This window comes from Lacrimispora sinapis (assembly GCF_043633585.1).
Taxonomy (GTDB): Bacteria; Bacillota; Clostridia; order Lachnospirales; family Lachnospiraceae; genus Lacrimispora; species Lacrimispora sinapis.
Window position 1 is genome coordinate 2,140,064 of the sequence record NZ_CP141832.1, and the last position, 13,358, is coordinate 2,153,421.

9 protein-coding genes and 1 other annotated feature (1 of these 10 cut by a window edge) are annotated in these 13,358 nt (G+C 44.3%); of the genes, 1 reads left to right on the forward strand and 8 read right to left on the reverse strand.

Features of this window, described 5'->3' with window-relative positions:
* Positions 1 to 166, reverse strand: a binding site (T-box leader); it reaches 49 nt to the left of the window's first position.
* Between the two features lie 211 nt (positions 167 to 377).
* From VIG27_RS10000 to VIG27_RS10015, 4 genes are all read right to left on the reverse strand, one after another.
* Positions 378 to 1,448, reverse strand: a complete 1,071-nt coding sequence (locus VIG27_RS10000) for a branched-chain amino acid aminotransferase (RefSeq protein ID WP_394522344.1) — start codon at positions 1,446 to 1,448, stop codon at positions 378 to 380.
* 119 nt (positions 1,449 to 1,567) lie between these two features.
* Complete coding sequence (locus VIG27_RS10005) at positions 1,568 to 2,998, reverse strand: MATE family efflux transporter (protein ID WP_394522345.1); 1,431 nt, start codon at positions 2,996 to 2,998, stop codon at positions 1,568 to 1,570.
* A gap of 206 nt (positions 2,999 to 3,204) precedes the next feature.
* The gene (fucO, locus tag VIG27_RS10010; protein WP_394522346.1) at positions 3,205 to 4,353 is read right to left on the reverse strand and encodes a lactaldehyde reductase; all 1,149 of its coding nucleotides are present in this window, start codon (positions 4,351 to 4,353) and stop codon (positions 3,205 to 3,207) included.
* A gap of 175 nt (positions 4,354 to 4,528) precedes the next feature.
* Entirely contained in the window at positions 4,529 to 5,098 is a 570-nt protein-coding gene (locus VIG27_RS10015) for a TetR/AcrR family transcriptional regulator C-terminal domain-containing protein (protein ID WP_394522347.1), read from the reverse strand.
* A 201-nt stretch (positions 5,099 to 5,299) separates the two neighbouring features.
* On the opposite strand from VIG27_RS10015, the gene VIG27_RS10020 reads away from it, so the two are divergent.
* Complete coding sequence (locus VIG27_RS10020; RefSeq protein WP_394522348.1) at positions 5,300 to 6,730, forward strand: MATE family efflux transporter; 1,431 nt, start codon at positions 5,300 to 5,302, stop codon at positions 6,728 to 6,730.
* Positions 6,731 to 6,796: 66 nt separating this feature from the next.
* Here the strand turns inward: VIG27_RS10020 and nrdG are convergent, their stop codons facing one another.
* From nrdG to VIG27_RS10040, 4 genes are all read right to left on the reverse strand, one after another.
* On the reverse strand, positions 6,797 to 7,315 hold the full coding sequence (nrdG, locus tag VIG27_RS10025) for an anaerobic ribonucleoside-triphosphate reductase activating protein (protein ID WP_394522349.1): 519 nt from the start codon (positions 7,313 to 7,315) through the stop codon (positions 6,797 to 6,799).
* A gap of 10 nt (positions 7,316 to 7,325) precedes the next feature.
* Positions 7,326 to 9,455: an anaerobic ribonucleoside-triphosphate reductase gene (nrdD, locus tag VIG27_RS10030; RefSeq protein WP_394522350.1), complete on the reverse strand. Its 2,130-nt coding sequence runs from the start codon at positions 9,453 to 9,455 to the stop codon at positions 7,326 to 7,328.
* 112 nt (positions 9,456 to 9,567) lie between these two features.
* Positions 9,568 to 10,188 carry a flavodoxin family protein gene (locus VIG27_RS10035; protein ID WP_394522351.1) on the reverse strand — a complete coding sequence of 207 codons (621 nt, stop codon included), beginning with the start codon at positions 10,186 to 10,188 and terminating at the stop codon, positions 9,568 to 9,570.
* A 15-nt stretch (positions 10,189 to 10,203) separates the two neighbouring features.
* The gene (locus VIG27_RS10040) at positions 10,204 to 13,353 is read right to left on the reverse strand and encodes a DEAD/DEAH box helicase (RefSeq protein WP_394522352.1); all 3,150 of its coding nucleotides are present in this window, start codon (positions 13,351 to 13,353) and stop codon (positions 10,204 to 10,206) included.
* Positions 13,354 to 13,358 lie beyond the last annotated feature (5 nt).

Consider the following 13,358-nt stretch of genomic DNA (forward strand, 5'->3'; position numbering starts at 1 on the left):
GAACAAAAATGTTCAAACCACTTCATTTGATGATAACGGAATCACCGTTCCCGATTAAGGGACGCTCCAAGATGGTCTTCTCATAGCATTCCGGTAAAGCACTCTCACCAAACGTGCTTCTCTCTGAACGTTCCTGTCATGATACTGTTCTTGTCATTGCGTTTTCTATATTGTTTCTATGACTAGATTATAGCATGGTAACGCAGTTTGTCAAGCTTCTTGATAATATTTTATTCATAAAAGAAGAATGAGTACTGCCAGCCAAAGCCCTGCGAATTTCCAATTCAAAAGGTGCCAGGGAATACGTCCCCCACATTATACCCGGACCTATTGACCATGGCAAAGGCCCTGTCTTCTTTGAATCTTCTTATAAAAGCTTATTTTACTTCAACACTCCAGCCCTTTGGACCTTCTATTTTACCAAGCTGGATACCAGTGATGGTATCATAAAACTTCTGTGTCAGTTCTCCGATCTTTCCGCCGCCGATGGACATCCGGTCTTCTTCAAAACGCAGTTCTCCTACCGGGGAAATAACGGCCGCTGTACCGGTCCCGAAACATTCTTCCATTGTTCCGTTTTTTGCTGCAGCAACCACTTCGTCAACAGAAACCTGGCGTTCCTCCACCGGAACGCCCCACTCCCTGCAAAGGGCAATGACAGAGTCTCTCGTAACTCCCGGAAGAATGCTTCCGTTTAATTCAGGTGTGATTACGACGCCGTTGATTTTGAAGAAAATATTCATGGCTCCAACTTCTTCAATATACTTGCGGTGAACTCCGTCAAGCCACAGCACCTGAGAATATCCTTCTTCATGGGCTTTTACCTGGGATGCCAGGGAAGCAACATAATTTCCTCCGGTCTTTGCCTCTCCGATGCCTCCTTTCACCGCTCTTACATACTCATCTTCGATCCATATCTTAACAGGATCAAGGCCGCTGGCATAGTAAGCACCTACCGGGGACAAAATGATCATGAACTTATAAGTATGGGAGGGTCTTACCCCAAGAAACGGATCCGTAGCAATAACAAACGGTCTGATGTAAAGGGAAGTTCCCGGTTTTGTGGGAATCCAGTCCTGATCTGCCTTTACCACTTCCTTCAATGCCTCTAAAAACAAATCTTCCGGAATCTCAGGAATGCAAAGACGGTTGTTGCTGCGGTTGGCACGCTCTATGTTCTTATTGGGACGGAACAGTAAAATCCTTCCGTCTTCCGTTTTATAAGCCTTCAAACCTTCAAACATCTCCTGTCCGTAATGGAACACCATGGCGGACGGCTCCAGCTCCAGCTTATGATAAGGAACAATCCTCGGATCATACCAGCCTTTTCCTTCTTCGTAATCCATCTCAAACATATGATCCGTAAATATGGTACCAAAGGTTAAAGGATTCTCTTTGCCCGGTTTTTCCTTAGGGCAAGTTGTTTTCTCGATTGTGATTTTCTGCATATTATTCTCTTCCTTTCCCACACCGGCATATCTGTCAGTTTATAATTGTTTATCATTATGTTCCAAAAAATGCGGGCTGTCAAGAATTTTTACGCCGATTGCCCTGCAAAATTGGAATTTTATGATGCATTTTTCTTCTTTATTTTTTTGTTAAGTTCCGGCCATACCGTTAAGAGCATCGTGATAAAGCAGGCACCGCCGCCGATGAAATTGGAGACCGGTTCTGCCATAAAGACACCAAAGATGCCATTTCCCAAAAGCAGAGGGATGGCGATGATCAAAGGAGCTACGATGATCACTTTGCGGAAAATCGAGAAGAACACAGCCTGTCTCGCTTTTCCTAATGCCACAAAGGTGGACTGGCCTGCAATTTGCAGAGACATAAAGAAGAACCCAAAATAGTAGATTCTCATAGCCGGGACCCCTGCGGTTATCAACTCCGGATCCTGGTTGAAAATTCGGATAAAAAATTCCGGATACCCATGAATTAGTCCCCACACCGCCGTCGTGTACACAATGGAAACGATGGAGGTGAATACGATGGCCTTTTTGACTCTTCCATACGCTTCTGCTCCGTAATTAAATCCCATAATGGGCTGGGCACTGTTTGTGACCCCTTTGACCGGCATGATAAATACTTCACGAACAGAATTGATGATGGTCATGACGCCTACATATAAATCCCCGCCATACTGCTGCAGTGATGCATTGTAGAGAACCTGAACAAAACTGTTGGTAACATTCATGGTAAATCCTGACATTCCAAGCCCTATAATGCTTTTCACCCTGTGTTTTTCCAAACGGAAACAGGACAGCTTCAGCTTGAGTATGGCTTTTTTCCCTGTAAGGAACTTTACGGTCCAAAGTGCGGAAAGGAGCTGGGCAATTACAGTTGCTAACGCCGCTCCCCGGACTCCCATATCCATAAAGAAAATAAAAATGGGGTCCAGAATGATATTAACGACTGCCCCCAAAAGTACGGTCATCATTCCCATGGTGCCAAAGCCCTGGGAATTAATAAAGCTGTTCATGCCAAGGCCAACCATAACAAAAACCGTTCCAAGGAGATAAATTTCCGCAAACTGTGCTGCAAATGGATAAGTGGCATCACTTGCTCCAAACAAATACAGCAGCGGCTTTTTAAAAATAAGCCCCACTGCCGTGAGCAACACTCCAAACAAAAGCATAAGCATAAAAGAATTGCCCATGATTTTTTCAGCTTCGTCGGTGCTTCCCCGTCCTCTTTCTATGGAACATAATGGGGCACCTCCCATACCAAACAGATTTGCAAATGCCATAACAATGGATACGATGGGCAGGCAAAGTCCGAGACCGGTAAGTGCCAGTGTGGCATTTTCAGGAATTCTTCCAATAAAGATTCTGTCTACAATATTGTAAAGGACATTGACCAGCTGTGCCAAGGTCATGGGAACGGCCAGCTTCATTATGTTTCCCACTACATTTCCTTTTGTAAAATCATTGGTCGTCTTATCCCTTTGTTCCACCGGCTTTTTTTCTTCATTTTTCTTGTGTTTGTTCAATAACCCCATTTTCAGTTCCTCCCCTAGTATGCTTATCATATCATTATTTTTTCTTTTTTGCATCCAGTTTTTATATAGAATTCCCCTATAAAAGAGACTGTAATGAAAAAGGCATCCTGACTGGTCTTGGGAACCATTTCAGGACACCTTTTACGGTTTCATTATGATCGGGAGATACCTTACAGCCAGACGATCCGCTTTCTTACATTCAACGGTTACATAAGGGATCTGTAAAGTCTGATGATATCATCAACGCTGGCTTCCTTTGGATTGCCTGGTGCACAGGCATCTGCAACTGCAGATTCTGCCAGGAACTCTAAATCTTCTTCTTTTACGATCTCTTTTAGATCAGCGGGTATCCCTACATCTGCGGAAAGCTTCTTCACTGCTTCCACAGCTGCTCTGCGGTATTCTTCACTGGTCATTGTTTCTGTATTTTCCACACCCATTGCCCTAGCGATATCGCGGTATTTTTCTCCGGTTTCGCTGGCGTTGAACTCCATAATGGTTGGTAGAAGAATGGCATTTCCCACACCATGAGGGGTGTCATAGACAGCGCCCAGGGCATGAGCCATGGAATGTACGATCCCAAGACCGCAGTTTGAAAATCCCATACCGGTAATGTACTGGCCCAACGCCATGCCCTCCCGGCCTTGTGCAGTATTGTCCACCGCACCTCTCAAGCTTTTTGCAATGAGTTCTACTGCCTTAATGTTGAACATATCCGTAATCGGATTGGCCCCCTTGGTAATATAACCTTCAATTGCATGAGTCAAGGCATCCATGCCAGTTGCTGCTGTCAGGCCCTTAGGCATGCTTGCCATCATGTCCGGGTCCACCACTGCTACCACAGGAATATCATGAGGGTCAACACAGACAAATTTACGTTTTTTCTCCACATCGGTAATTACATAGTTAATGGTTACTTCTGCTGCTGTACCGGCCGTGGTGGGAACAGCGATAATGGGTACGCTCGGTTTTTTGGTTGGGGCTGCGCCTTCCAGGCTTCTTACATCAGCAAATTCCGGATTAGCAATAATGATACCGATGGCCTTTGATGTGTCTATGGAAGAACCGCCGCCAATGGCAATGATATAATCAGCTCCAGACTTTTTAAAAGCTTCCACGCCATTTTGTACATTCTCAATGGTAGGATTGGGTTTGATATCGGAATAGATCTCATAATCCATTTTGTTTTCTTCCAGAATTTTTGTAACCTTGGAGGTAACGTTAAACCTAATCAAGTCCGGATCAGACGAAACAAATGCTTTTTTAAACCCTCTTTTTTTAACCTCTTGGGGAATCTCCTGAATGGCACCTGCGCCGTGATATGAGGTTTCATTTAATACGATTCTGTTTGCCATGATGATCTCTCCTTTTCTTTCCGCTTGGGGTGTTTTTTAAATGCATTTCCCAGTTCTTTATGTTATAATTTTAACAAAAAATTTTTAAAAAAGAAAGTTACAATCCTTTTGTTTTGTAACAAATGTTACATAAACTTAGAGTTGTAACTTTCTTTCTGTACATATATACCATAATTTATACCAGTCCTATATCCGCAAACACGGCTGCCAGACCGGGGGGCATGGCTTCTGTCAGGCTTTGCGCCATCTCTTCCGGACTTTGCTTCATTCCGGATAAAACCCACTTCACCGTCATGTAAACGGAACCTCTGCAATACATCTCCAAAAGAAACTGGATCGCTTCAGATAGAGGCTCCTGTTTTCTGCGGGTCATAAGCTCCGTATAGAATCCTGTAATCAATTCAAAATCATGCTCTTTCAATGAATTGTAATCGTCAGAGCGGAACGCTTCTGTGAAGAAAATCTTTTCTTTTTTAATAAATCTGAACTTCTCACACAAGCTCTGGCATACCGTTTTATCCACTCCGATCTGAGCGAAAGATTCCAGCACCAGCTTGTCAAAATACCAGTTGATCAAATCATATTTGTCTTTAAAATTCCGATAAAAGGTTTGTCTGGTCACCCCGCAGCCATCCACGATGTTCTGGACCGTGATCTTATCTACAGGCTTGGTTTTCATACATTCCTTTATGGAGTCAGCCAGACGGTATTTGGTTTTTTCATTTTTATGAAGGTTTTCTGCCATAATCCGCTCCTGTCCAATTTCATTATGGTTTATTTTACCACAAGACGGGAGTTTTGTGAACATTCATGAAAACAAAGGGGTTGAACCCGACAAATTTTCTGTAGTTTTTTTTAAATACAACCGATTATTCGTATCTTTTTACGCTTCTTTGAATTATGCTTATTCATGCATTAAGAATCAATCATTCAAAGGAGAGAAACCATGTCAGTCAAAGCAAGCTTATCCGCCAAGGATGCAAAATTCCGGAATTTTGCATTAAACGACAACATGTGGAGAGTGGTCCTCTATGTTGGCCTCCCACTGGCCTTATACCAGAGCTTAAACCAGCTTTTTAAAATATTTGACTCCATGATGGCGGCCCACATCAGCGCCACTTCTGTCTCAGCGGTGGCTTATTTATCTCAGATCAATTTGACGCTTTCCGCCTTGGGCGGCGGTCTTGCCATCGGTTCCAGCCTAAAGATCAGTGAAGCCTACGGTGCTGGTGATTTTGGACTGGTAAAAAAACGGGTCAGCAGCCTGTTTGCCATGTGCGGGATCTTAGGGGGCGTTATCCTGATTCTTTTAATTCCCCTTGCGCCTGAGTTTTTAAGATTTGCAAAAACACCGGACAGCTTTATTGCTGAGGGAACCCAGTATTTCCGGCTGGAACTGGTGGGAATGGTCATAAACTTTTTTAATAACGTTTACATCGCCATTGAACGTGCCCGGGGAAACTCCAAGAGGATTCTGCACTTGAATATAGGAGTTATTGCCATTAAGCTGACCATGACCGCCCTGTTTGTTTATGTACTGAATTCGGGGATCAATATGATTTCCGTAGCGACAATAATTTCCCAGTGTTTTCTTTTGTCTGCCGCTATGGTTAATTTAAACGAGAAGGACAATGCGTTTGGCTTTTCGGTTCACAGCATCAGCTTAAAACCATTGGTCACCAAACCGATGATCACTCTTTCCATTCCGGTCATTATGGAAAAAATGGCGTTTTCCTTTGGAAAAGTTATCATAAACTCCATGAGTACCATATACAGTTCTCTGACCGTAGGCGCTCTTGGGATTTCCAACAACATCGGGGGAATCACTACCATGCCTCAGATGGGGTTTCAGGAGGGCGGCTCTGCCATTATCAGCCAGAGCATGGGCGCCGGAAAACCCAAACGGGCCTTAAAAGCCTTTGGGTGCATTTTGGTCATCAACGTGATAATCGGTGCAGTACTTATGTCCTTTTCCCTTTTATTTCTACACCAGATCAGCAGTCTGTTTGCCGGAAATGATAAAGAATTCAGAACAATGATTTCCTCCATCTACCGGTATGAAGCATATGGTGCCATTCCGCTGGGAATAAATTCCTCGGTTCTTGCTCTGTTATACGGATTCGGAAAGACCAAGATCACCCTGACCCTTAACTTTTGCCGGGTTTTCATTTTCCGTGTACCTGTGCTCTGGCTTTTACAGAACTATACGGACCTTGGCAGTACCAGCCTTGGCCTTGTGATGGCAATCAGCAATACTGCCACAGGAGCAATGGCTTTTCTCATCGGAATCATTGAAATCCGCAGGATCTGCCGCCAGCACAACCTGACATTTTCCCGGCTTTCCTTTCGTAAGAATACAATCACGGAACAATCATAAGGCTTTCAAACAAATAAAACAGGACGTTTTGCCAGACCTTACGGTCCACAGCAAACGCCCTGTTCTTTATTCCCACAATACGATTTGTTTCTTAGCAAGAGATTCGGGTACCTTAATGATCCTCTGATTGGAGGACCCCTTAAACCGAAGCTTTAAATCTTTCTTTTCCAACTGGAACTTTCCATCTACCATCACATCGAAATAAGAAATCAGCCGCTTTGTCTCCGGCAGACGCTCTGCCATGTCTCCTACTATATCCTTTTCAAAGTCATAACCGGTATAACACCAGATGGTCTTCTCCGGGAAACGCTCTTTTATTTTTTCCACAAGGGGGACCAGAGCCTTCTGGTTGGAAGGATGCATGGGCTCTCCTCCCAAAAGGCTGAATCCGGCGATATAATTGTGATCCAGATACCCCAGTATGGTTTCCATGGTTTCTTCTGTAAATTCCTGTCCGTAATCAAAATCCCATGCCTCAGAGTTAAAACAACCCTCGCAGAAATGCGTACAGCCGCTGACAAACAGAGACACCCTTACTCCTGGTCCGTTGGCCACATCGGTGGGCTTTATGGTCGCATATTTCATGATCTGCCTCCTATAAGTGAAGAACTCTGGATTTGATTTCTTTTGTCTTGCCGGTGTTCCAGAAATTCTCTCCAAGGTAACCACAGGTCCTTCTGGTCACATTCATGCGGTCCCTGTCCTTGTTATGGCACTGTGGGCATTCCCATTCCATATCATCGTTGATGATAATCTCTCCGTCAAACCCACATTCCTGACAGTAGTCAGACTTTGTATTAAATTCTGCATACTGTATATTGTCATATATGAATTTCACCACTTCTTCCAACGCTTCCAGATTGTTGCTCATATTCGGCACTTCCACATAGGAAATCGCGCCGCCGGAAGAAATCTCCTGAAACTGGCTTTCAAAGGTAAACTTTCTGAAGGCATCAATATGCTCCCGCACATCCACGTGGTAGGAATTGGTGTAATACCCTTTATCCGTAACATCAGGAATGACTCCAAAACGCTCCCGGTCAATTTTAGCAAACCGGTAGCAAAGAGATTCTGCCGGTGTTCCGTATAAACCAAAACCAAGGCCAGTCTGTGATTTCCAGAGATCGACCGCTTCCCGCATATGATTCATGACACGGAGGGCAAATTCCTCGCCTTCCTTTGTCGTATGGCTGGTTCCTTTCATAAGCTTGGTTGTCTCATAAAGACCGATGTAACCCAGGGAAATGGTTGAATAACCATCTTTTAACAGCTTGTCGATCTTCTCTCCTTTTTTCAGTCTTGCAATGGCACCGTACTGCCAGTGAATGGGGCTTACATCAGAAAGGGTTCCCTCCAGAGACTTATGTCTGCACATCAGTGCTTCATAGCTTAACTCCAGGCGCTCATCAAGGAGCTTCCAAAACGTTTCTTCGTCTCCGTTGGCAAGAATTCCGATCTGAGGAAGATTGATACTTACAACACCCTGGTTGAATCTTCCTTCAAACTTATAGTTGCCATTCTCATCTTTCCATGTGGAGAGAAAGCTTCTGCATCCCATACAGCTGAATACATTGCCTTCATAGTTCTCTCTCATCTTTTTTGCTGAAATGTAATCCGGGTACATACGTTTGGAAGAACATTTCACCGCAAGCTTTGTAATGTAGTCGTATCTGCCGCCCTTTAAACAGTTATTCTCATCAAGCACATAGATCAGCTTAGGGAATGCAGGAGTCACGTACACGCCTGCTTCATTCTTAATCCCCTCAAGTCTTTGACGAAGAATTTCCTCTACGATCATGGCATTCTCTTCAATGTATTCATCCTTATCGTCAAGATATAAGAACAACGTTACAAAAGGAGCCTGACCGTTGGTGGTCATCAGCGTGTTGATCTGATACTGAATGGTCTGCACACCGGACTTCAATTCATCACGCAGACGGATGGTTGCCATCTTTTCCACCACATCTTTTGTCACGGAATCGCCAAATTCTTCCTGGATCTGCTTACGGAATTTATCGTTGCTCTTTCTTAAATATTTTCCCAAATGGCGGATATCCACGGACTGGCCGCCGTACTGGTTGCTGGCAACCGCTGCAATGATCTGAGTCATAACAGTACACGCCACCTGAAAGCTTTTAGGGCTTTCGATCATCTTTTCATTCATCACCGTACCGTTGTCCAGCATATCACCGATATTGATCAGACAGCAGTTAAAAATGGGCTGTACGAAATAATCCGCATCATGGAAATGAATGGCTCCCTGCTCATGTGCCAGAGAAATCCGTTCCGGAAGCAGCATTCTCTTCGTTAAGTCTCTGGATACCTCTCCTGCAATATAATCCCTTTGCGTGGAGGCAAGAATGGTGTTTTTATTGGAATTCTCCTCTGCAAGCTCTTTATTCTCATTCTTGATCAGCTTTAAAATAGACTCGTCCGTGGTATTGGCTTTTCTAAGCAATTCTCTCTGGTAACGGTATATGATATACTTCTTGGAAAGGGTGTATTTGTTTTTATTAACAAGACCGCTCTCAATCATATCCTGAATGGTCTCTACATTAATCACATCCCCCGCGTGATCTTCAACAAAATCCAGAATGGAATGGATCATATCTTCACTAGCCTGCTCAGAAAGCTCTACTTCCGCATTCGCCTTCTGTATTGCTCTAATGATTTTCTCCCGATCATAATCGACCATTCTGCCATCACGTTTTTGAACTTTAATCATTCCTGTCACCTTAACCTCTTCTATATTTTGTATACACAATTTCTCAAACACAACATCTAGTGCTTTTTAATTATACACCACGAAAAAAAAAAGTAAAGAGGATTTTCAAATCTTAACGGACAAAATTTGTCCACGCTTTTTCTTCCTGGGCCGGAAGGCTGATTCCTGCGTTTTTTCCTGCTTCCAGACATTTTAACAGCCATGCCATATTTTTTCCTAAAACCCGCATGATCTGAAGTCCTTCCAAATCCTGCTCCACATCTGCAGCATCCCTTCCATGAACCATATTCCAATAGTTGGAGGAAACAACCGGCATCTGGGCAATGGTGAAATACTTATTCAATGCATCAAGGGTGGCCGTTGTTCCGGCACGGCGCGCGGAAGCAACGGCTGCTCCCGGCTTAAAGGCGAAGTCTCTTCCCGCAAAAAAAAGCCGGTCCAGCAGGGCAAACAAAGAACCGTTTGCAGAAGCATAATAAACCGGTGAGCCAACAATAAGCCCGTCCGCCTCTTCCATTTTATCAAGGATCTCATTGACCGGATCGTCCTGGAACACGCATCTGCCGGTTTCCGCACATTTCCCGCATGCGATGCAGCCATGGATGGCTTTGTTCCCGATGTGAATCACTTCCGTTTCAATCCCTTCCTGATTCAAGGCTCCTGCCACTTCGGTGAGCGCACGGTTGGTACATCCTTCTTTGTGTGGACTTCCGTTAATCATCAATACTTTCATCTCTTATTCATCCTTTCATTCATTTAATAGACCCAATAAATCTTCCCGGCTTAAATTACTAAGGGAAATGGTTCCCTCCGTAATAATCTGTTCCGCCAGGTCTTTTTTTGACTCCTGCAATTTTAAAATATTTTCCTCAATCGTTCCTTTTGTAATCAGCTTAAATACAGACACCTGCTTTTCCTGGCCGATCCGGTGGGCCCGGTCTGTCGCCTGATTCTGGGCCGCCACATTCCACCATGGATCAAAATGGATCACAATATCCGCGGCTGTTAAGTTAAGCCCGGTCCCTCCCGCTTTCAGAGAAATGAGAAACAGAGGAATTTCATCCTCCTTAAAGGAGTTGACCATATGCAGACGCTCCTCTTTGGGGGTGGCTCCGGTTAAAATATAAAATGGAATCTCTTCTTTTTTAAGCCTTTGGCTGATGATCTCAAGCATGGATGTAAACTGGGAGAAAAGAAGAATCTTATGACCTCCCTCTACTCCGTTCCTCACAAGATCCATACAGGTTTCAAGCTTTGCGGATTCCCCGCTGTAATCTCCGTAGCACAGATGAGGATCACAGCATATCTGCCGCAGTCTGGTAAGCTCGGCAAGAATTTGGATGTTGTCCTTTCCTGATTTTCCCTCCATCCGTTCCAGTTCTTTTTTCAGCCGGTATGCATTGGCCGTATAAATATCCTTCTGTTTTTTATCAAAAGCGGAATAAACCACAGTCTCCAGCTTATCGGGAAGTTCTTTTAATACATCCTTTTTTAAACGCCGTAGGATAAATGGTCCGATGAGCCGGTGCAGGTTCTCCAATACAGAAGGTTCCTGGTCTTTGACAATCGGCGTTTCATATTCTTTTTTAAATTTCTGGTAGCTGAACAAAAATCCGGGCATCAGGTAATCAAAAATACTCCATAACTCGGACAAGCGGTTTTCAATGGGCGTTCCGGTCAGCGCGAACCGGCTTTGGGCCTCGATCCCTTTGACTGCCTTTGCACTTTGGGTGGAAGCATTTTTAATATATTGAGCCTCATCTATGATCTGGAAACGGAAGGACTTCCCTTCATAAAACGGAATGTCTCTTTTTAACAAATCATAAGAAGTAATGAGCACATCATTCCCGGCCATATGGGTAAGCATCTCCTCCCGGTCAGCGGCCATACCGGTCACAGTCAGAACTTTAAGCTCCGGTGCAAACATGCGAAGCTCATTCTCCCAGTTATAGACAAGTGACGCAGGACAGACGATGAGGGAAACCGAAGACTCCTGCTTTTCTTTCTCATCAAGCAGCAGGGAAATGACCTGTATGGTTTTCCCCAGTCCCATATCATCAGCCAGTATACCGCCAAACCCGTAATGATCCAGAGTTTTTAGCCACCGGTATCCCGTCTTTTGATATCCTCTTAAAATCTGCCGAAGGGCTTGTGGGACCTCAAAATCACTGTCCTCCACGGATTTCATGCCACGAACCACTGCTTTATATAGCTGGTCCCGGTATAGAGTTATACCGCTTCCCTCTTTCAGCAGTCCATCCAGATAAAGGGCACGGTACTTTGGCAGACGGAAGGTTTTATTTTCCAGATCAGAAAGGTCCAACGACATATCTTCCATAAGCTTTGCAACCGAAAGAAGTCCGTTATCATCAAGATTTAAAAATTCTCCGTTCTTCAAACGGTAAAACTTTTTTTTCTTACTGTACTCTGATAACAGACGGTTTAATTCTTCTCCGGACAATCCCTCCGTATCCACATGAAGCTCCAGCCAGTTGCCGACGCTTCGGATTCCTACGGAAACCTTTGGCGGAGGCAATACCTTTAGTTTTTTAAAGGATTCTGAAAAGTAAACCTCTCCATAGTTCATAAATTCCTGTATTCCGTCTATCAGCAGACGATATACCGCCTCTTCGTCATTGCGGATGGCGGGATAAGAAGAATCATATTCCCTGTATTTAAAATATTTGGTTATCAGCTGACTGATGCGGAACTCACCCGGCACATCCCGGCATACGGTGCGGGGAAGCCGTTCATCCTCCACCGGCTGGAAGGAATAATCCCCATAGAACAGTGTCGGCTTTAAAGTCAGATTGTTTGGTCCGTCGGAATCAAAGTAAAAGCGGGCCTTCAACTCCTCCGGCTTATATTGTTCCAAATCAAGATCACCGGAATCAATGGTACAGTAAGCGGCAATTTTTTTTAAGACACGTTCATAAAAGAGAGGCATGTCCTTGTTGTTGATCTCAGTCTCATATTTGAAGCCATACCCTTCCATCATCTGTTTAAAGAATACCCCCAGAGCCTCGCTGCAGGACTGGTCACAGCAGTAAAGATAGTGGGCATCTGCGAAATAAAGATGATGCTGGCCTTCAAATACCATCAGATCTTTGTCTATGGAAACGGATACACCTTCTCTGCCTTCCCTTCTTACCGTTACCGTCAGCTCAGGAGTACGTTCCGTAACCTCGACCTGGCGTTTCTGCCCTTTGTAATCCTCGATTTCCAGAGTCCTGTTTTTCATGATTTGAAAAAAGCGGTCGATAGTGGTACGGCTTAAATTTAAAAAGCGCATGACAGGACTGGCGGAAAATGAGCTTTTTTGAAACTGCTTGTGGTGTTCTAAGTAGGTATTTACAACTTCCATGACAAATTCCAAAAGAGGACGGCTTTCTTTCAGGAAAGCCGAAACGCTGTGATGAAAGGATAACTTTTTTCCATATTCCACAAAGGTCCCGCTCTCCACCGCTTTTACAAAAGCAGAAAGATCCCTGATCATATAAAGCCGGTCTCTTCCCAATTTAAATTCCAGTTTTACTTCCCTGCGGCCGGCCACCATAGCGACTAAAAGCTTGATCTGTTCCCCTTCTTCTTCGCTCATGATGCGGGCCACTTCCCGATTGGTGTATTCCCGGATCATGGCTCTGGCCTGCTGGGAAGTAGTTACCATCCTGCCCTGATTTTCCATCTCCTGGGCTTTGTATGCAGAAAAAAGTGCCTGACAGTGAGAACACATCCCCCGGTAAGAATTCCCCAGGGCACAGGAACAAGAGTAGTCGATTACCTGACTACCCTTGATATGCAAACTTGCCTTATATTCATTTCCCTGATCCTCAACTACCGCTCTGACGCCTGATTCACCTTTCCAAAAGGCATTTGTCGTCATATGTGATACTTTCATAACCC